18 protein-coding genes are annotated in these 19152 nt (G+C 72.4%); all 18 read left to right on the top strand.

The window, feature by feature from the left end; translation table 11 throughout:
* Positions 1-7 precede the first annotated feature (7 nt).
* The 18 genes from KDN32_RS16930 (at position 8) to KDN32_RS16845 (ending at position 19022) form a co-directional block, all read left to right on the top strand.
* Complete coding sequence (locus tag KDN32_RS16930) at positions 8-889, top strand: hypothetical protein (protein WP_211733433.1); 882 nt, start codon at positions 8-10, stop codon at positions 887-889.
* Positions 886-1755 carry an ATP-grasp domain-containing protein gene (locus tag KDN32_RS16925; RefSeq protein WP_211733432.1) on the top strand — a complete coding sequence of 290 codons (870 nt, stop codon included), beginning with the start codon at positions 886-888 and terminating at the stop codon, positions 1753-1755. The genes KDN32_RS16930 and KDN32_RS16925 overlap by 4 nt, the downstream gene beginning before the upstream one ends.
* Before the next feature lie 185 nt (positions 1756-1940).
* Positions 1941-2615: a TadE family protein gene (locus tag KDN32_RS16920; protein WP_211733431.1), complete on the top strand. Its 675-nt coding sequence runs from the start codon at positions 1941-1943 to the stop codon at positions 2613-2615.
* Positions 2616-2626: 11 nt separating this feature from the next.
* Entirely contained in the window at positions 2627-4423 is a 1797-nt protein-coding gene (locus KDN32_RS16915; protein WP_211733430.1) for a pilus assembly protein TadG-related protein, read from the top strand.
* A gap of 246 nt (positions 4424-4669) precedes the next feature.
* Entirely contained in the window at positions 4670-6298 is a 1629-nt protein-coding gene (gene groL / locus KDN32_RS16910; protein WP_211733429.1) for a chaperonin GroEL, read from the top strand.
* A gap of 150 nt (positions 6299-6448) precedes the next feature.
* Positions 6449-7507, top strand: a complete 1059-nt coding sequence (locus KDN32_RS16905) for an ABC transporter ATP-binding protein (RefSeq protein WP_211733428.1) — start codon at positions 6449-6451, stop codon at positions 7505-7507.
* Positions 7504-8715: an ABC transporter substrate-binding protein gene (locus KDN32_RS16900; protein WP_211733427.1), complete on the top strand. Its 1212-nt coding sequence runs from the start codon at positions 7504-7506 to the stop codon at positions 8713-8715. Before KDN32_RS16905 ends, KDN32_RS16900 begins: the two co-directional genes overlap by 4 nt.
* A 3-nt stretch (positions 8716-8718) precedes the next feature.
* Complete coding sequence (locus KDN32_RS16895) at positions 8719-9594, top strand: ABC transporter permease (protein WP_307854178.1); 876 nt, start codon at positions 8719-8721, stop codon at positions 9592-9594.
* Positions 9591-10400, top strand: coding sequence for an ABC transporter permease (locus tag KDN32_RS16890; RefSeq protein WP_211733426.1), 810 nt, complete (start codon positions 9591-9593; stop codon positions 10398-10400). The genes KDN32_RS16895 and KDN32_RS16890 overlap by 4 nt, the downstream gene beginning before the upstream one ends.
* A gap of 109 nt (positions 10401-10509) precedes the next feature.
* Complete coding sequence (locus KDN32_RS23010) at positions 10510-11919, top strand: collagen-like domain-containing protein (protein WP_283093583.1); 1410 nt, start codon at positions 10510-10512, stop codon at positions 11917-11919.
* Positions 11920-12007: 88 nt separating this feature from the next.
* Entirely contained in the window at positions 12008-12571 is a 564-nt protein-coding gene (locus KDN32_RS16880) for a hypothetical protein (RefSeq protein ID WP_211733425.1), read from the top strand.
* Between the two features lie 106 nt (positions 12572-12677).
* Positions 12678-13187 carry a hypothetical protein gene (locus KDN32_RS16875; RefSeq protein WP_211733424.1) on the top strand — a complete coding sequence of 170 codons (510 nt, stop codon included), beginning with the start codon at positions 12678-12680 and terminating at the stop codon, positions 13185-13187.
* Complete coding sequence (locus KDN32_RS16870; protein ID WP_211733423.1) at positions 13184-13735, top strand: nucleotidyltransferase family protein; 552 nt, start codon at positions 13184-13186, stop codon at positions 13733-13735. The genes KDN32_RS16875 and KDN32_RS16870 overlap by 4 nt, the downstream gene beginning before the upstream one ends.
* Before the next feature lie 55 nt (positions 13736-13790).
* The gene (locus KDN32_RS16865; protein WP_211733422.1) at positions 13791-14657 is read left to right on the top strand and encodes an AAA family ATPase; all 867 of its coding nucleotides are present in this window, start codon (positions 13791-13793) and stop codon (positions 14655-14657) included.
* On the top strand, positions 14654-15799 hold the full coding sequence (locus tag KDN32_RS16860) for a vWA domain-containing protein (protein WP_211733421.1): 1146 nt from the start codon (positions 14654-14656) through the stop codon (positions 15797-15799). The genes KDN32_RS16865 and KDN32_RS16860 overlap by 4 nt, the downstream gene beginning before the upstream one ends.
* The gene (locus tag KDN32_RS16855; RefSeq protein WP_211733420.1) at positions 15792-16925 is read left to right on the top strand and encodes an XdhC family protein; all 1134 of its coding nucleotides are present in this window, start codon (positions 15792-15794) and stop codon (positions 16923-16925) included. The genes KDN32_RS16860 and KDN32_RS16855 overlap by 8 nt, the downstream gene beginning before the upstream one ends.
* Positions 16926-17053: 128 nt before the next feature.
* The gene (gene mftD, locus KDN32_RS16850; RefSeq protein ID WP_211733419.1) at positions 17054-18247 is read left to right on the top strand and encodes a pre-mycofactocin synthase MftD; all 1194 of its coding nucleotides are present in this window, start codon (positions 17054-17056) and stop codon (positions 18245-18247) included.
* The gene (locus KDN32_RS16845; protein WP_211733418.1) at positions 18240-19022 is read left to right on the top strand and encodes a mycofactocin-coupled SDR family oxidoreductase; all 783 of its coding nucleotides are present in this window, start codon (positions 18240-18242) and stop codon (positions 19020-19022) included. Before mftD ends, KDN32_RS16845 begins: the two co-directional genes overlap by 8 nt.
* Positions 19023-19152: the final 130 nt, after the last annotated feature.

The raw sequence follows: 19152 nt of genomic DNA, 5'->3' as shown, positions 1-19152 counted from the left end.
TCTGCGGGTGCGCACCACTGCCCGTCGAGCCGGCCAGGCCGTCAAGAAGGCTGCCAAGAAGGCCGGCGTCAAGGCTGGCGAGAAGGCCGGACGCATGCAGGCGTCCCCGCAGCCGGCGGTGTCCGAGGTGCCCGACCCGAAGGCCGAGCGCCGGCGCCGGCTGCTGAGCAGCGACCTGACCGAGCTGGCGATCGAGTTCCGCACCGACAAGTGGGGCGTCCACAAGTACACCCCCCACTACGAGCGCCACCTTCAGCACCTGCGCCGCGAGTCGTTCACGCTCCTCGAGCTCGGCATCGGGGGCTACAAGAAGCGCCGCCGCAGCGGGGCCTCGATGAAGATGTGGCGCTGGTTCTTCCCCAAGGCACGGATCGTCGGCCTCGACATCGAGGACAAGACGTGGCTGACCAAGGGCCACGTCCACGCCTACCACGGCGACCAGACCGACCCGGAGGTCCTGCACCGCATCATCGAGGAGCAGGGCGCCCCGCTCGTCGTGATCGACGACGGCAGCCACATCCCGGCCCACGTGCGCGAGTCGTTCCGGATCCTCTTCCCGCTGCTGCCCGACGGCGCGATCTACTGCATCGAGGACACCCAGACCTCCTACTGGCCCGCGTGGGGAGGTCAGCTCGACCCGCGCGCGCCCGGCACCTCGATGGACCTGGTGAAGGACCTCGTCGACGGCCTGAACCACGAGGAGTTCCTCGTCGAGGGCTACGAGCCGACCTACACCGACCAGTGGGTCCGTGCCGTGCACTGCTACCACAACCTCGTGATCATCGAGAAGGGCGACAACCGCGAGGGCTCCAACCGCGACGCGGTCGCCCACGAGCTCTACGGGGCCTCAGAGATCCCAGCCGAGCAGCCGTCCGGCGACCGGGGATGAGCGTCCTCCTCGCCACGAGCGCCGACCTCCCGGACGGCGAGCCCGGCGCCGCGGCGCTCGACGCGGCGCTCGCGGCGCGCGGGGTGGACGCCGCCTGGGCGCGCTGGGACGACCCGTCGGTCGACTGGGCCGCGGCAGACCTGGTCGCCGTCCGCTCGACGTGGGACTACGTGACCCGACACGGCGAGCTCCTCGCCTGGACCGCTTCGCTCGACCAGTCCCGGCTGCTCAACGGGGCCGACGTCTTCGCCTGGAACCACGACAAGCGCTACCTCACCGAGCTGGGGGACCTCCCGGCCGTCCCCACGGTGCTCGCCGACGACCGGCCCGCGCTCGTCGACGCGGTGGCGCGCTTCGGCACCGCCGTCGTCAAGCCGCGGGTGGGCGCCGGAGGAGCCGGGCTGATCGTGGTCACCGACCCGGACGACCCGCGGCTGGGGCGGCCGGTCCGCAGCCACCCCGACTACCCGGAGGTCGGCGGCCCGTGGGTCGTCCAGCCCCTGGTCGAGTCGATCCGCACCCACGGGGAGACGTCGGTCTACGTCCTCGACGGCCGGCTCACCCAGCGCTTCGACAAGCTGCCGGGGGACGGCGACGTACGGGTCAACGAGGAGTTCGGCGGCCGGGTGCGCGCCGTCGAGCTCGGGGACGTCGCCGACCTCGCGCTACGCGCCGCGGCCGCGATGGCCGACCGCTTCGGCCGTCCGATGGACTACCTCCGCGTCGACCTGCTGCGCTGGGACGGGGAGTGGGCGGTGAGCGAGCTGGAGCTGATCGAGCCGGGCCTCTACCTCGACGTCTCCGACGCCAACGCCGCACCCTTCGCCGACCTGGTCGTCTCTCGCCTCCGGCAGCCCCTCCAGTAGCCCCTTCCGGCGCCCGTCGATGGTCATTTCGGGCTATACACCTCGACCGTCGTGCTGACGCATCCTTGATCCGCTGTCACTAGCGTTCGGCAAAGGTCGGGCGCGCTGCGCCTCGGGCGCGGAGACTGGGACAGCAGGTGTCGTACGTCGTCTGCAGCGGCGCACGGACAACGAGGGAGTGGTCGATGAGGTTCTTCACCAGGCGGCGGGAAGACCGCGGCGCGGTCGCCGTGGAGTTCGCGCTCACCGTCCCGATCCTGCTGCTGTTCTTCCTCGGCACCATCGAGCTGGGCCTCTACATGAAGGACAACATCTCGATGAGCAGCAGCGTGCGCGCGGGCGCACGCTCGGCTGCGGCCGCCGCCGACGCCGGCCCGGGCACCTGCGAGGCCAGCGCCTCGCCGCCGCCGTGCTCGCCGGCCTCGGTGCCCGGCTTCGCCCAGGCCGCGGCCGACACGATGCAGACCGCCGGCATGGCGATGAACTCCAACGACATCCAGTGGGTGATGGTCTACAAGGCCAACGGCGCCGGCTACCCCGGCAGCGGCTCCACCATCCCCGCCAGCTGCTCGGGCGTCAGCAACTGCGTGATGTACGTCTGGGACGCGGGCGTCGTCACGGCCAACGGCACCGGGCGCTTCCGCTACTCCAGCGGGTCGTGGGCGTCGGCGAGCGTCAACGCCTGCCTCAACGAGACCGACGCCGTCGGGGTCGCGCTGCGCGCGAACCACAACTGGATGACCGGCCTGATGAACAGCGTCCTCGGCGGCGCCAAGACGATGACCGAGCGCACCGTCATGAAGTTCGAGCCGCTCGAGCAGGACCGGTGCAAGCCGGGCACCCCCAACGCGCACAACTGATCGGACCAGAGATGAGAGCCCCCACCACCTGGCGCAGGCGCCGTGACGAAGCGGGCGCGACCGCCATCATCGTCGCGATGTTCTTCGCGTTCATCGCGCTGCCGCTCGGCGCCGCCTCGGTCGACCTGGCCCGCCTCTACGTCGAGCTCCAGCGCGTGCAGGCGGCGGCCGACGCCGCCGCCACCGCGGGTGTGACCTACATGCCCGACGACTTCAACGCCGCGCGCGCCCGCGCGATCGAGGTCGCCGAGGACAACGGCTTCCCGAACTCGGGCACCTCGTCGGTGACGGTCACGGCCGGCGAGAAGCCGACACAGCTCAAGGTGACGGTGTCGTCCACGGTCAAGAACGCCTTCGCGCGCTCGTTCGGCATCCCGCAGTCGACCATGGCGCGCTCCGCGCTCGCCGACTTCAACGGCCCCGCGCCGATGGGCAGCCCGTGCAACAGCTTCGCCAACGAGCCCGCCGGTTCCGCGCAGCTCGGCCCGCAGACCTCCCAGACCAAGGTGCCGACCTACGCCAACTGCTCCAACCCTCAGTTCTGGGGCGCGATCACCGGCCCCGAGACGTGGAAGGACCAGGGATCGCAGTACGACGCGCGCAAGTGCGGCAGCGGCGAGGACGGCTGCAGCGGCTCGACCAACGACGAGTTCGACCCGCGCGGGTTCATCTACCTGATCCGGGTCGCGCCCGCCGGCGTCGGCCAGTCGGTCAACCTCCAGATCTACGACCCGGCCTACGTCGAGACGGCCGCCGACTGCTCGACCGGCCCGGTCGCGAACATCTCCCCGTCCAACAACGGCAACTACCCCTACGCCACGACCGACGCCAGCGACCGCTACAAGAACGACAACGTCAACGCGACGATGTTCTGCACGGGCGACTCCGACAACCAGGGCCGGCGCTTCGGCAGCGAGGTCCCCACGATCACGTCGTTCACCGTGCGCAGCCCGGTGGACAACCTCAACCCGTACACCGCACCGGCGCTCAACCCCGCCCAGTGCACCAAGCAGTGGCCCGGCTACGCGTACACCAGCACGACGGGGCCGCGCGAGAAGAACCTGCGCAACGCCGGCAGCGGCAACGCGCTGCAGGAGGAGGTCGCACGGGTCTTCCACCAGTGGGTCAACCTGTGCACGTTCACCCCGACGCAGGCCGGCGACTACTACCTCCAGGTCCGCAGCAACGTCGCGCTGCCCGCGTCGTACACCCTGGACTCCACGGGGGCGGTGGCCGGCAACGCGAACGTCTACAACCAGGCGGGTGACAACGCCGCCGTGCTCGGCAACGGCACCAACCAGTTCGCCGTCCGTGCCGTCACCGGTGCGGCGGCCGGCGCGATCTCGGTCGCGCCGTGGGAGAAGATGCGCATCTTCGCCAACGCCGACTCCGCGAACACCCAGTTCAACCTGGTGCGGGTCGTGCCGGCGGCGGCCAACAAGACCTTGGTCATCACCTACTTCGACGTCGGTGAGGCGACCGGCACGACCGCGGGCAGCGTGCAGATCCTGCCGCCCGGCGACGCCAAGCTCGGTGCCACGGCGATGACGTCGATCGCCGGCTGCCAGGCCACCGGCCCCACGACCGGGACGTTGACCAACTGCAAGGTCAACAACGTCACCTCGGCGACCAACAACGGCAAGCTGCAGACGGTCCGGGTGCCGATCCCCAACACCTACACCTGCCAGGTCTCCAGCACCGGCGGCTGCTGGTTCCGGGTGGCGATCAACTTCCCCGGAGCGACGGTGACCGACGCGACCACCTGGACCGCCCGCATCGTGGGCGAGCCGGTCCGCCTCATCGAGTAGCCCCGCCGCGCCACCGCACGACCGTGCCGACGCCGTCCCGGACCTCCGGGACGACGTTTGCACTCTCGGGGGTCGAGTGCTAAACATGAGGCTGGCACTCTCGACTGGAGAGTGACAACACGACCCGGGTGACGCTGAGGTCGGCGAGGTCGGCGGGAATGGATCGCCGGCGGAGCCGGTCGTCCGTCGCGGGCAGCCCGCCCGGGGACACCACCAGACTCACGTCGATAGGAATCGCGAAGAGTTATGCCGAAGCTGATTGCTTTCAACGAGGAGGCCCGCCGCGGTCTCGAGCGGGGTATGAACACCCTCGCCGACGCGGTCAAGGTCACCCTCGGCCCCAAGGGCCGCAACGTCGTCCTGGAGAAGAAGTGGGGCGCCCCCACGATCACCAACGACGGTGTCTCGATCGCCAAGGAGATCGAGTTGGAGGACCCCTACGAGAAGATCGGCGCCGAGCTGGTCAAGGAGGTCGCCAAGAAGACCGACGACGTCGCCGGTGACGGCACGACGACGGCCACCGTCCTGGCCCAGGCCATGGTCCGCGAGGGTCTGCGCAACGTCGCGGCCGGCGCGAACCCGATGGGTCTCAAGCGCGGCATCGAGTCCGCCGTCGCCGCCGTGTCCGAGCAGCTGCTCGCCATGGCCAAGGACGTCGAGACCAAGGAGCAGATCGCGTCCACCGCGTCGATCTCCGCCGCCGACACCACCGTTGGCGAGATCATCGCCGAGGCGATGGACAAGGTCGGCAAGGAAGGCGTCATCACCGTCGAGGAGTCCAACACCTTCGGGCTGGACCTCGAGCTGACCGAGGGCATGCGGTTCGACAAGGGCTACATCTCGGCCTACTTCGCCACCGACCTCGAGCGCATGGAGGCCGTGCTGGAGGACCCGTACATCCTCATCGCCAACTCCAAGGTGTCGACGGTCAAGGACCTGCTGCCGCTGCTGGAGAAGGTCATGCAGTCCGGCAAGCCGCTGCTGATCATCGCCGAGGACGTCGACGGCGAGGCGCTGTCGACCCTGGTCGTCAACAAGATCAAGGGCACCTTCCGCTCCGTCGCCGTCAAGGCGCCGGGCTTCGGTGACCGCCGCAAGGCCATGCTGCAGGACATCGCCATCCTCACTGGTGGCCAGGTCATCTCCGAGGAGGTCGGCCTCAAGCTGGAGTCGGCCGGCATCGAGCTGCTCGGCCAGGCCCGCAAGGTCGTCATCACCAAGGACGAGACCACCATCGTCGAGGGTGCCGGCGACCAGGGCCAGATCGAGGGCCGGGTCAACCAGATCCGAGCCGAGATCGAGAAGTCGGACTCCGACTACGACCGCGAGAAGCTCCAGGAGCGCCTCGCCAAGCTGGCCGGCGGCGTGGCCGTCATCAAGGTCGGCGCGGCCACCGAGGTCGAGCTCAAGGAGCGCAAGCACCGCATCGAGGACGCCGTCCGCAACGCGAAGGCCGCCGTCGAGGAGGGCATCGTCGCCGGAGGTGGCGTGGCGCTCGTCCAGGCCGCCGCGACCGCGTTCGACAAGCTCGACCTGACCGGCGACGAGGCCACCGGCGCGAACATCGTGCGCGTCGCGACCTCGGCCCCGCTGAAGCAGATCGCCGTCAACGCCGGCCTCGAGGGCGGCGTCGTGTCGGAGAAGGTCGCGAACCTCGAGGCCGGTCACGGCCTGAACGCGGCCACCGGTGACTACGTCGACATGATCGCCGAGGGCATCATCGACCCGGCAAAGGTCACCCGCTCGGCGCTGCAGAACGCCGCGTCGATCGCCGCGCTGTTCCTCACCACCGAGGCCGTCGTGGCCGACAAGCCCGAGAAGGCGCCGGCCATGCCCGGTGGCGACATGGGCGGCATGGGCGGCATGGACTTCTGAGTCCGTCCCCCTTCGTCTCACCGGCAGGGCCCCCGCTTCGGCGGGGGCCCTGCTGCCATTTCGTGACCTCGACCCCATTCCGTCCACGGTTTCCACGTCCTACTGTGTGCTCGCAACGCGATCCGTCGTGACGACCCGCGGAGGAACTGCATGAGCGACGCTGCCGTCGAGCTGGTGGGCCTGGGCAAGAGGTTCGGGCCGGTCACCGCCGTCGACCACGTCGACCTGCAGATCGCGGACGGGGAGTTCTTCTCGATGCTCGGGCCCAGCGGGTCGGGCAAGACGACGGTGCTGCGGATGATCGCGGGCTTCGAGCAGCCCACGTCGGGACGGGTCCACCTCGGCGGGACCGACGTGACGGACCGGCCGCCCTTCGCCCGCGACGTCAACACCGTCTTCCAGGATTACGCGCTCTTCCCGCACATGGACGTGGTCACCAACGTGGAGTACGGCCTGCGGGTCAAGAAGGTGCCGCGCGGCGAGCGCCGCGAGCGGGCCCTGGCCGCGCTGGAGTCGGTGCAGCTCGCCCACCTGGCCGAGCGGCGTCCGACCCAGCTCTCCGGCGGCCAGCGCCAGCGGGTGGCCCTCGCCCGCGCCCTGGTCAACCGGCCGCGGGTGCTGCTGCTCGACGAGCCGCTCGGCGCGCTCGACCTCAAGCTGCGCCGCGCGATGCAGCTCGAGCTCAAGCAGCTCCAGCGCGAGGTCGGCGTGACGTTCGTCTTCGTCACCCACGACCAGGAGGAGGCGCTCACCATGAGCGACCGGATCGCGGTGTTCAGCGAGGGTCGCGTCGAGCAGGTCGCCACGCCCGCCGAGCTCTACGAGCGCCCCGCCACCTCGTTCGTGGCCGGCTTCGTCGGCACGTCCAACCTGCTGACCGGCGAGGCCGCGCACGCCGTCCTCGGCCGGACGGGGAGCTTCAGCATCCGCCCGGAGAAGATCCACCTCGACCCCGAGGCCGGCGCGGGCCACCGCACCGCTCGCGGCACGGTCAGCGACGTGGTCTACCTCGGCTCCGTCAACCACTACCTCGTCGAGCTCGAGGCCGGACCGACGGTCACCGTCCTGCGCCAGAACCTGCACGGCACCACCGACCAGGCGATGGCCCGCCGCGGCGAGAGCGTCACGGTCGGCTGGGCCGACGAGCACGTGATCGACCTCTCGGGCCACCTCACGGCGGACCACCCCACGGAGAAGGAGAAGTCATGAAGCGCACCAGCATGCTCGCCACCGCGGCCGCGCTCGCCCTCGCGCTCGGCGGGTGCGGCACCTCGTCGGGTGACGGGGGAGACGACGGCGGCACCGGGTCGGCGGCCCAGGGTGGCTTCACCGCCCCCGACGTCCCGATGGCCGAGGAGCTCGGCGACACCGAGGGCAGCCTCAGCGTGCTCGCCTGGCCCGGCTACGCCGAGGACGGCTCCACCGACACGAGCGTCGACTGGGTCACGCCGTTCGAGGAGAAGACCGGCTGCCAGGTCGACGTGAAGTACTTCGGCACCTCCGACGAGGCCGTCAGCCTGATGAAGTCGGGGCAGTACGACGTCGTCTCCGCCTCCGGCGACGCCTCGCTCCGCCTGGTCGCCGGCGGCGACGTGGCTCCGGTCAACACCGACCTGATCCCCAACTACGCCGACGTGTGGTCGTTCCTCAAGGACCGCGACTGGAACTCCGTGGACGGCCAGATGTACGGCGTCCCGCACGGCTACGGCGCGAACCTGCTGATGTACAACACCGAGGAGGTCAGCCCCGCCCCCACGAGCTGGAGCGCGGTCTTCGACGACGCCTCGCAGCACGCCGGCAAGGTGACGGCCTACGACTCGCCGATCTACATCGCCGACGCGGCGCTCTACCTCTCCAAGACCCAGCCCGACCTGGGGATCGAGGACCCGTACGCCCTCGACGAGGACCAGCTCGCCGCGGCGGTCGACCTGCTGAAGAAGCAGCGCGAGAACGTCGGGGAGTACTGGTCGGACTACCTCAAGGAGACCCAGGCATTCAAGACCGGCGACTCCGTCGTCGGCACCACCTGGCAGGTGATCGTCAACCTCGCGCAGGACGAGAAGGCGCCGGTCGAGGCGATCCTCCCGGAGGAGGGCGCCACCGGCTGGTCGGACACCTGGATGGTGTCGTCGAAGACCGAGCACCCGAACTGCGCCTACGCCTGGATGGACCACATCATCAGCCCGGAGGCCAACGCCGCGGTCGCCGAGTGGTTCGGCGAGGCGCCGGCCAACGAGAAGGCGTGCGACCTCACCAGCGAGGGCTTCTGCGACACCTACCACGCCGGTGACGAGTCCTACGCCGACCAGATCCACTACTGGACCACGCCGATCGAGCAGTGCCTGGACGGTCGCACCGACGTGCAGTGCACGACCTACCAGGACTGGACGCAGGCCTGGACCGAGATCAAGGGCTGACGCGTGGTCGGACAGCCGGCGCCGGGAGGCGGTGGAGCGGCCTCGGCCGGGGTGCTCCACCGCCGCCCGCGGCTGCGGCTCGGGCTGCTCCTGGGGCCCCCGGTGCTGTGGCTGGGCGTGCTCTACCTCGGCTCGCTCGCCGCGCTGTTCATCACCTCGCTGTGGACCGTCGACGCCTTCGGCGGCAACATCCAGCGGATCTGGAACCTCGACAACTACCGCGACCTCGCGACCCTCGACGTCTACCGCACCATCACCCTGCGGACGCTCGCGACCGCCGCGGCGGTGACCGTCATCGACGCGCTGCTCGCGTTCCCGATCGCGCTCTACATGGCCAAGGTCGCCTCACCCCGCGCGCAGCGCCTGCTCGTGGTCGCCGTGCTGATGCCGCTGTGGGCGTCCTACCTCGTCAAGGCCTACGCGTGGCGCGGGATGCTCGCGACGGGCGGGCCGCTGGACTCCGTCGGCCTGTCGCCGGGCTACGGGCTGGCCGCCACCGTCCTCACCCTGTCGTACCTCTGGCTGCCCTACATGATCCTGCCGATGTACGCCGGCCTCGAACGGCTGCCGGGGTCGCTGCTCGAGGCGTCGGCCGACCTCGGCGCCTCGACTGCCACCACGATGCGCCGGGTGGTGCTGCCGGTGCTGTTCCCGGCCGTCGTCGCCGGGTCGATCTTCACCTTCTCGCTCACCCTCGGCGACTACATCGCGGTGAAGATCGTCGGCGGCGCCAACCAGATGCTCGGCAACGTCGTCTACGACTCGTTCCTCACCGGCAACAACACGCCGTTCGCCGCGGCGGTCGCGACCATCCCGGTCGCGGTGATGCTGGTCTACCTCGCGGCGGTGCGCCGGACGGGAGCGCTGGACTCGCTGTGACCTTCTCCCGGACCACCCGCACGGTGCTGCTCGCGCTGAGCGCGCTGGTGCTGCTGTTCGTCTACGCCCCGCTCGCGCTGGTGGTGCTCAACTCGTTCAACACCTCGCGCACCTTCGCCTGGCCGCCGCCCGGCCTCACGACGCACTGGTGGGGAGCGGCCCTCGACAGCGCGGGCGCCCGCAACGCCGTCGTGGTGTCGGTCGAGGTGGCGCTGATGGCGACTGCGGTGGCGCTCGTGCTCGGCACGATGGCCGCGCTCGCGCTCCAGCGCTTCCGCTTCTTCGGCCGCGACACGGTCTCGCTGCTCATCGTGCTGCCGATCGCGCTGCCCGGCGTGGTCACCGGCATCGCGCTGGCCAACGCGTTCCTGACCATCTTCGGCATCGAGCTCGGGATGTTCTCGCTCGTGGTCTCGCACGCGACGTTCTGCATGGTGACCGTGTTCAACAACGCCGTCGCGCGGCTGCGTCGCCTCGGCGGCAACCTCGAGGAGGCGTCGATGGACCTCGGCGCCGGCACCTTCCGCACCTTCTGGTCGGTCACCCTGCCGATGATGCGCTCGGCCCTGCTCGCCGGCGCCCTGCTGTCGTTCGCGCTGTCCTTCGACGAGATCATCGTGACCACCTTCACGGCCGGCCAGGGCATCCAGACGCTGCCGATCTGGATCTACCAGAACCTCTTCCGCCCCAACCAGGCACCGGTGGTCAACGTCGTCGCCGCCGCCCTGATCGTGGCGTCGATCCTGCCGATCTGGCTCTCCCAGCGGCTCGCCGGCACCGACGAGGCGGTCGCCGCGGCACGCTGACGGCGACGAGTTCCGACGTTCCCGGGACTGGCAGCCACCTGCGCTCCTAGGCTCGGCGCGCGCCTGGCCGCCGTGGGAGTGGCCGCGCACTCGACCCCCAGGAGAACTCGTGCCCCCGTTCACTTCTGCGCGCCCCGGGAAGCGCGCTGTCCCTGCCCTCGTCGTCGCCGCTGCCCTCGTGGTGTCCGCCGGCGTCGGTGGCGCCACCGCCGGCGTGCTGATCACCGGCAAGGACATCAAGGACAAGTCGATCACCGCCGACGACATCGCCAACCGCACCATCGGCAAGCAGCAGATCAGCACGGAGGCACTCGACAGCCTTCGCACCAGCTGGAACTCCGGCGTCGGCGCCCCGAAGGCCGGCGACGGCGACACCAACAGCTGGTACCTCGACACCGCGACCGGCGACGCCTACAAGAACACCCCCAGCGGCTGGGCGTTCCGCGTCAACATCATGGGCGCCACCGGTGCGCCCGGTGCGGTCGGACCGCAGGGTGCGAAGGGTGAGACCGGGGCGACCGGTGCGACCGGAGCGCAGGGCGCGAAGGGTGACCGCGGTGACAACGGGGCCGACGGGGTGAAGGGCGACACCGGTGACCAGGGTGAGACGGGTGCGACCGGCGCCGCCGGCAGCCAGTGGCTCCAGGGGGCCGGCGAGCCCGGCCAGGGCGTCGGCTCGACCGGCGACTGGTACCTCGACACCACCTCGTGGGACGCCTACCGCAAGGGCGCCCAGGGCTGGGCCGCCGTCGTCAACCTGCGTGGACCGATCGGCCCGAAGGGCGACACCGGCGACACCGGCGCGACCGGCGCGACGGGCGCCACGGGTGCCACGGGATCGACCGGCGCCCAGGGTCCGCAGGGCTCGGTCGGCGCCACCGGCTCGGCCGGCGCCACCGGAGCGCAGGGCGCCCAAGGGCCGCAGGGGCCGCAGGGACCTGCCGGTCCGACGGGTCCGCAGGGCCCGCAGGGCGCGACCGGAGCCACGGGTGCGACCGGCCCGCAGGGTCCCGCCGGCAGCGGAGGCGCCGTGCTCAAGGACGGCAACGGGGTGACGCTCGGCACGATCGTCTCCGCGGGCTCGCCGGTCGGCGGCGCCGGCGTCGCGGCCTCCAGCCGGGGAGTGCTGATCGAGACCTCGAAGGGCTTCCTGATCAACGTCGGCTGGGACGGGGCGGCGGCCAAGGGGCAGCTGTACTACACCGGAAGCTGCAGCGGGGACGCGTACTGGAACGCCGGCAGCTCGACGCCGCAGACGATGTACGGGCAGAGCGCGGTCTACTCCCACTCGCTCAACCAGTGGATGGTGATCGACTCGCCCGCCAACGGCTTCGCCACCTCGACCGTGATGCCGTCGATCAGCGGCTTCGACAACACCGGCGCGAGCGGCTGGAACTGCTCGACCCCAGCCAACCAGCCGACCCAGACCGGCTGGAGGATGCGCGCGACGACCGCCGGTGACCTCGGCCTGCCGGCCATGTCGGGGAACCAGTTCGCGCTGCCGCTGTCGATCGGCTGACCGGCGACCCGCATCTCTCGCACCACCGGCAGGGCCTCGCGGACGCGGGGCCCTGCCGACATTTCGCGTCGGCCGGTAGGAATGGGCCATGCGACTGCCCGTGCCCGGCCCCCGCGACGTGATGTCCCTCCTCGAGCGCGGGGGTGACCAGGTCGAGGCGGTCATCGGCGCCGTGCCGCGGATGCTCACGCTCCTCGACGACGCCGAGCGGCTGCTGGTCCGCGCCTCCGCCGCGATCGAGCGGGTGCGCGAGGTGACCGAGGCGGCCAACGTCGTCGTGGTGCGCGTCGACGGCGTCGTCGACGACGCACAGGTGCAGGTCGGGCGGATCACCGGCCTCGTCGACGGGCTCGAGCCGTCGCTCACCCGGCTGCAGCCGACGCTGGAGACGCTGGCCGACACGACGCACCCCGACGAGGTGACGGCGCTCGTCCGGCTCGTCGACCAGCTCCCGGTGCTGACCGAGCGGGTCGAGCAGGACGTGGTGCCGATCCTCGGCACGCTGGGATCGGTGGCGCCCGACGTGCACGACCTGCTCACCGTGGCCCGCGAGCTCAACGACATGCTCGCCAAGCTGCCCGGGATGGGACGGATCCGGCGTCGGATCGACGAGCAGGAGGGCGAGGACTCCACCGACGCGACCGTGCGGTGAGGGAACGGACGGCCCTCCCCGCCCGTCCCACTCACACGGGCCGGTGATCCACGCCGGCCCGGCCAGACCAGCCCGACCAGCCCGACCAGCCCGACCAGGAGGAACCGTGAAGACCCTGCGCAGCCTCGTCGCCGCCCCCGTCGCCGTGCTCGCCCTCGCCACCCTGTCCGCCTGCGGCGGCAGCGGCAGCACCGGCTCGGACGCGCCGGAGTCGGCGTCGTCGGCGTCCTCGGACGGGTCCGCGGCCGACGGCGGTGCGACGGCTGGAGACGGCGCGCTCGCGCTGACCGCCGACGGCACCGCGGCGGGCAAGTGCGCGGTGCCCAGCGCCGAGACGCTCGCCGGCTTCGACACCGCCTTCGCCGGCACCGTGTCGTCGATCGACGGCGGCACCGTCACCCTCGACGTCGACGAGTGGTACGCCGGGGGCGACGGCTCGACCGTCACCGTCGACGCGCCGAGCAAGGACCTCCAGGACCTGCTCATGGCCGTCGACTTCCAGGAGGGCAGCACCTACCTGGTCAGCGCCGAGGGCGGCCGGGTCACCCTGTGCGGCTTCACCGCCGAGGAGACCCCGGAGCTGCAGGCGCTCTACGACCAGGCGTTCGCCGGGTGACCTCGGTCGCCGGCCTGCTCCTGGCCGCGGGCGAGGGACGCCGGTTCGGCGGCCCGAAAGCGCTGGCCCGCGACGAGGACGGCACGTCCTGGCTGCTCCGGTCGGTCCAGGCGCTGCGCCCGTGCGCGGGCGTCGTGGTCGTCCTCGGGGCGGGCGCCGAGCAGGCCGCCGCCCTGCTGCCGATGTCGGTCTCCCGGGTGCGCGCCGACGACTGGTCCCAAGGGATGGGCGCGTCGCTGCGAGCGGGCCTCGAGGCACTGAAGGGGACGGATCACGACGCCGCGCTCGTCACGCTCGTCGACCTGCCCGACGTCGGCGGTGACGTGGTGCTGCGCCTGCTGGGGGCCGTCCGGGGGAGCGACGTGCTCGCCCGCGCGGCGTACGACGGGGTGCCCGGCCACCCCGTGCTGATCGGGCGCGACCACTGGGCGGGTGTCCGTGAGAGCGCCACCGGCGACCGGGGCGCGCGGGACTACCTCGCGACGCACGACGTCACGCTCGTCGAGTGCGGCGACCTGGCCACAGGTCTCGACGTCGACAGCCGCTGAGCTCGGCGTCTCGCGCCAACGTGGGACCAACGTGCCGGGACGTAGCCTTGGTCACATGGACTCTGTCGCCGACGTCGCCGCCCGGCTCCGAGCGACCGGCTACCTCGCCGACGACGAGCTGGCCACGGTCGTCTTCCTCGCCTCGCGCATGCAGCGCCCGCTGCTGCTCGAGGGCGAGCCGGGCACCGGCAAGACCGCTCTGGCGGAGGCGCTCGCGCAGACCCTCGACCTGCCCCTCGTGCGGCTGCAGTGCTACGAGGGCATCGATGCCAGCCAGGCGCTCTACGACTGGGACTTCCCGCGCCAGATCCTCCACCTCCGCGCGCTCGAGGCCGCCGGTTCGGTGGACTCCGACGAGGCCGAGAAGAGCCTCTACGACGAGCGCTTCCTGCTGGCCCGACCGGTCCTGGCCGCGCTGCGGCAGGCCCCGGCGGTGCTGCTGGTCGACGAGGTCGACCGTGCGGACGACGAGTTCGAGGCGTTCCTGCTCGAGGTGCTGTCGACCTGGCAGGTGACGATCCCCGAGTTCGGGACGGTGACCGCACCCGAGCCGCCGCTGGTGGTCCTCACCTCCAACCGCACCCGCGAGCTCCACGACGCCCTCAAGCGGCGCTGCCTCTACCACTGGATCGACCACCCGGGCCTGGATCGCGAGGTCGAGATCGTCCGCTCCCGCGCGCCGGAGGTCGGCGAGCAGCTCGCCCGGCAGGTCGTGTCGCTGGTCCAGCAGCTGCGCGTGCGGGACGACCTGCTCAAGCCGCCCGGCGTCGCGGAGACCCTCGACTGGGCGCGGGCGCTCACCCACCTCGGCACCACCGACCTCGACCTGGAGTCCGCCGCGGCCACCCTGGGCGCCCTGCTGAAGTACCGCGAGGACGCCGACCGGGTGAAGGCGGCGCTCGACCGGATGCTGTCGCGATGAGCGACGTCGCCGAAGCGGCGGAGGAGGAGCGGCACGCGCCCGACGAGGTGCTGCTCGGCTTCACCCGGGCTCTGCGGGCCTCGGGTGTGCCGGTCACCCAGGACCGCGCCCACGGCTTCCTCGCCGCGGTCGCGGCGGTCGGGCTCGGCGACCGGCAGGCGACCTACTGGGCCGGTCGCGCGACGCTGTGCGGCTCGCCCGACGACCTCGCCCGCTTCGACCAGGTCTTCGCCGGGTGGTTCGACCACCGCGACGGCCTGCCCCGCGCGCGACCGCGCGAGACGCCGCGGCCGGCCACGGCCCACTTGCTGCCGGAGGCGGAGACCGGGGCGGCCGGACCCGGTGACGACGAGGACGTGCAGCGGGTCGCGGCGTCGACGTCGGAGGTGCTGCGCCACCGCGACGTCGCGACGCTCGACTCGGCCGAGAAGCGCCGCCTCGACGCGATGTTCGTGCGTCTCGCCCTGCGCCCGCCCACGCGGCGCACCGCCCGGCACCGCGCCTGGCACCGCGGGGACGTCGATGCCTCCCGCACGCTGCGCAACTCGCTGCGCCGGATGGGCGAGCCCGGCGAGATCGCCTGGCGCCGCCGCGGGACCCGTCCACGCCGGGTCGTGCTGCTGGTCGACGTCAGCGGCTCGATGAGCGCGTACGCCGACGCGCTGCTGCGCCTGGCCCACCGGCTGACCCAGTCGGCCCGGGCCAACGGCGGCGTCGTCGAGACCTTCACCGTCGGCACCCGGCTCACCCACGTCACCCGGGCGCTGCGCTCGCCCGACGCCGACCGCGCGATCGTCGCGGCCGGTGAGGTCGTGCCCGACTGGTCCGGCGGCACCCGCCTCGGCGAGACGCTCCGCGTCTTCCTCGACCGCTGGGGCCAGCGCGGCATGGCCCGCGGGTCCGTCGTCGTCGTGTTCAGCGACGGCTGGGAGCGCGGCGACGCCGCCCTCCTCGGCGAGCAGATGGCCCGGCTCCAGCGGGTCGCGCACCGCGTCGTCTGGGTCAACCCGCACCGCGGCAAGGCCGGCTACGCGCCGCTCCAGGGTGGTGTGGTCGCCGCCCTGCCGCACTGCGACGACTTCCTCGCCGGACACTCGCTGGCGACCTTCGCCGACCTCACGGAGGTGATCTCACGTGCGTGACGTGCTGCCCGAGCTGATGCAGTGGTGGGAGGCGGGCGAGACCATCGGGGTCGGCACCGTCGTCGCCACCTTCCGGTCCGCGCCCCGCCCGGCCGGGGCGTCGATGCTCGTCGGCCCCGACGAGTCCGCGGTGGGCTCGGTGTCCGGCGGCTGCGTCGAGGGCGCGGTCTACGAGCTGGCCCAGACCGTCGTGGCCTCGGGCGAGCCCGTCCTGGAGCGCTACGGCGTCTCCGACGACGACGCCTTCGCCGTCGGCCTGACCTGCGGCGGGATCCTCGACGTCTTCGTCGAGCGGGTCTCCCGCGAGACCTTCCCCGAGCTCGGCGAGGTCGCCGCAGACGTCGAGGCCGGCCGCCCGGTCGCGCTCGCCACCGTCATCGAGCACCCCGACCCGGCCTGGCTCGGCCGCCGGATGGTCGTACGCCCCGACGTGCCCGCCCAGGGCAGCCTCGGGTCGCCGCGCGCCGACGCGGCGGTCCACGACGACGCGCTCGGGCTGCTGGCCGCCGGCAGCAACGCCACCCTCACCTACGGTCCCGACGGGGAGCGTCGCGGCGAGGGGATGCGGGTGTTCGTGTGGGGCTTCGCCCCCAAGCCGCGGATGCTGGTCTTCGGTGCGATCGACTTCGCGGCCGCGGTCGCCAAGGTGGGGTCCTTCCTCGGCTACCACGTCACCGTCTGCGACGCCCGCCCCGTCTTCGCCACCAGCTCGCGCTTCCCGGGAGCCGACGAGGTGGTCGTCGACTGGCCGCACCGCTACCTGCAGGCCGAGGTCGACGCCGGCCGCATCGACCGGCGCACCGTCCTGGCCGTGCTCACCCACGACCCCAAGTTCGACGTGCCGCTCCTCGAGGTCGCGCTCCGCCTGCCCGAGGACCTGCGCCCTGCGTACATCGGTGCCATGGGGTCGCGCCGCACCCACGACGAGCGGATGCAGCGGCTGGTCGACGCGGGGCTCGGCGACGACGAGCTGGCCCTGCTGTCCTCGCCGATCGGGCTCGACCTCGGCGCCCGCACCCCGGAGGAGACGGCCGTGTCGATCGCCGCCGAGATCGTGGCCCGCCAGTGGGGCGGCTCGGGGGAGCGGCTGGTCACCACCTCGGGCCGGATCCACCACGACGACTGAGGCGCCGACGCGGGTCCGCGCGGGGAGGACCCGCGCCCGTCCGTGACGGTCGCGGCCCCCTCCGGTCGGGCAGTGTGCGTCGGTCCGCCGCGCCCCTAGCGTCGAGGGACCACGTGAGGAGGCGGCAGATGGCGGCTTGGTTCGAGACGGTCCACGAGGCACAGCGGCGTGCGAAGCGGCGGCTGCCGCCGTCGGTCTACTCGGCGCTGCTGGCGGGGTCCGAGCGGGGCGTGTCCTACGCCGACAACACCGAGTCGTTCGCCGAGCTCGGGTTCGCCCCCCACGTCGCGGCGACGCTCGCCGAGCGCGACCAGGCCACCACGGTGATGGGTCAGGACATCTCGCTCCCGGTGCTGATCTCGCCGACCGGCGTCCAGGCGGTGCACCCCGACGGCGAGGTGGCCGTCGCCCGGGCGGCCGCCGCGCGCGGCACGGCGATGGGGCTGAGCTCGTTCGCCAGCAAGCCGGTCGAGGAGGTCGTCGCGGCCAACCCGAGCACCTTCTTCCAGATGTACTGGATGTCGGGCCGCGACGTGATCCTCCGGCGGATGCAGCGCGCCCGCGAGGCCGGCGCGGTGGGGCTCATCGTCACCCTCGACTGGTCGTTCTCCCACGGTCGGGACTGGGGCAGCCCCACCATCCCCGAGCACCTCGACCTGAAGGCGATGGCCCGCTTCGCGCCGGAGGTCGCGCGGCGCCCGGCGTGGCTCGCCGGGTTCGTCCGCAGCGGCAGCCTGCCCGACCTCCGGGCCCCCAACCTGGCCCTCGACGGCGAGGAGGCCCCGACGTTCTTCGGCGCCTACGGCGACTGGATGACCAGCACCCCGCCGACCTGGGACGACATCGCCTGGATGCGCGAGCAGTGGGGTGGGCCGTTCATGCTCAAGGGCATCTCGCGGGTCGACGACGCCGAGCGGGCGGTCGCCGTCGGGTGCACCGCGATCTCGGTCTCGAACCACGGTGGCAACAACCTCGACGGGACCCCCGCCCCGATCCGGGTGCTCCCCGCCGTCGTGGACGCGGTCGGCGACGACGTCGAGGTGCTGCTCGACGGCGGGATCCGGCGGGGCAGCGACGTCGTGAAGGCGGTCGCGCTGGGCGCCCGCGCGGTCATGATCGGCCGCGCGTACCTGTGGGGGCTCGGCGCGGGCGGGCAGGCCGGGGTGGAGAACGTCCTCGACATCCTGCGCGGTGGCATCGACTCGGCGCTGCGCGGCCTCGGCAAGGGCTCGATCCACGACCTCGAGCGCTCCGACGTGCTCGTCCCGCTCGACTTCACCCGGACCCTCGGCGCCCACCAGGTCGCGGCGGTCGATGGCTGAGGAGCGCGTCGCGCTCGTCACCGGCGCCGCGAGCGGGATCGGTGCGGCGGTCGTGGCCCGCCTCGCGGGCCGGGGGATGCGCGTGGTCGCGCTGGACGTGGCCGCCGGACCGGGCGGGCTGCCCGGAGCCGGCTACCCGCTCCCGACCCCCGCCGATCTCGAGGACGTCGTGGCCCCGCTCGGCGACCGGGCGGTGCCGGTCGTGGCCGACGTGCGTGACGCGGACGCCGTCGACGCGGCGGCCGCCCTGGCGGTGGAGAGGTGGGGTCGCCTGGACGTGGCGGTCGCAGCGGCCGCGCTGGTCGCCGGCGGACGACCGCTGTGGGAGGACGACTCGCTGCCGCTGCTGTGGGCCGTCGACGTGGCCGGCACCTGGCACACCGCGTCCGCCGCGGTGCCGCGGATGCTGGCCGGCCCCGACCCGTCTGGCTGCCGGTTCGTCGCGCTGTCCTCGGTCGCCGGGTCGCGCGGGCTGTTCCACCTGGCGGCGTACACGACCGCCAAGCACGCCGTCGACGGCCTGGTGCGCGGCCTCGCCGCCGACCTGGCGGGCACCGGCGTCGTCGCGATGGCCGTGGCGCCGGGCGCCACGCGCACCCCGATGCTCGCCGCCACGGCCCGGCTCTACGGCGTCACCGAGGACGAGCTGGCCGGGCACCAGGTCGCGGGCGTCCTCGAGCCCGACGACCTCGCCGCGACGGTCGAGTTCTGCTGCACGCCCGAAGGCCGCGCGCTGCACGGCTCGGTGGTGCGCGCGGACGGTGGCTTCGGCTGAGCCGACGTGCACGCGACCTGCCCGATCGGGCAGGTCTGGAGCAGCCCGGTCGCCGGGGCTCGCCGGGGCGGGGCGCACCTAGGGTGGGTGGATCGCGGAGGGGTGTGCTCGGCGCTGTCCGCGGTCTACC

This window comes from Nocardioides palaemonis (assembly GCF_018275325.1).
In the GTDB taxonomy this organism is placed as follows: Bacteria; Actinomycetota; Actinomycetes; order Propionibacteriales; family Nocardioidaceae; genus Nocardioides; species Nocardioides palaemonis.
Note: the sequence above shows the minus strand (reverse complement) of the source record. Positions and strands in the feature narration are given on the sequence as shown.

What these genes read in the sequence shown, in the direction of transcription:
- KDN32_RS16925 (WP_211733432.1), top strand. Translation starts at nt 886, where the DNA reads ATGAGCGTCCTCCTCGCCACGAGCGCCGACCTCCCGGACGGCGAGCCC.
- KDN32_RS16920 (WP_211733431.1), top strand. Translation starts at nt 1,941, where the DNA reads ATGAGGTTCTTCACCAGGCGGCGGGAAGACCGCGGCGCGGTCGCCGTG.
- KDN32_RS16915 (WP_211733430.1), top strand. Translation starts at nt 2,627, where the DNA reads ATGAGAGCCCCCACCACCTGGCGCAGGCGCCGTGACGAAGCGGGCGCG.
- groL (WP_211733429.1), top strand. Translation starts at nt 4,670, where the DNA reads ATGCCGAAGCTGATTGCTTTCAACGAGGAGGCCCGCCGCGGTCTCGAG.
- KDN32_RS16905 (WP_211733428.1), top strand. Translation starts at nt 6,449, where the DNA reads ATGAGCGACGCTGCCGTCGAGCTGGTGGGCCTGGGCAAGAGGTTCGGG.
- KDN32_RS16900 (WP_211733427.1), top strand. Translation starts at nt 7,504, where the DNA reads ATGAAGCGCACCAGCATGCTCGCCACCGCGGCCGCGCTCGCCCTCGCG.
- KDN32_RS16880 (WP_211733425.1), top strand. Translation starts at nt 12,008, where the DNA reads ATGCGACTGCCCGTGCCCGGCCCCCGCGACGTGATGTCCCTCCTCGAG.
- KDN32_RS16865 (WP_211733422.1), top strand. Translation starts at nt 13,791, where the DNA reads ATGGACTCTGTCGCCGACGTCGCCGCCCGGCTCCGAGCGACCGGCTAC.
- KDN32_RS16860 (WP_211733421.1), top strand. Translation starts at nt 14,654, where the DNA reads ATGAGCGACGTCGCCGAAGCGGCGGAGGAGGAGCGGCACGCGCCCGAC.
- mftD (WP_211733419.1), top strand. Translation starts at nt 17,054, where the DNA reads ATGGCGGCTTGGTTCGAGACGGTCCACGAGGCACAGCGGCGTGCGAAG.
- KDN32_RS16845 (WP_211733418.1), top strand. Translation starts at nt 18,240, where the DNA reads ATGGCTGAGGAGCGCGTCGCGCTCGTCACCGGCGCCGCGAGCGGGATC.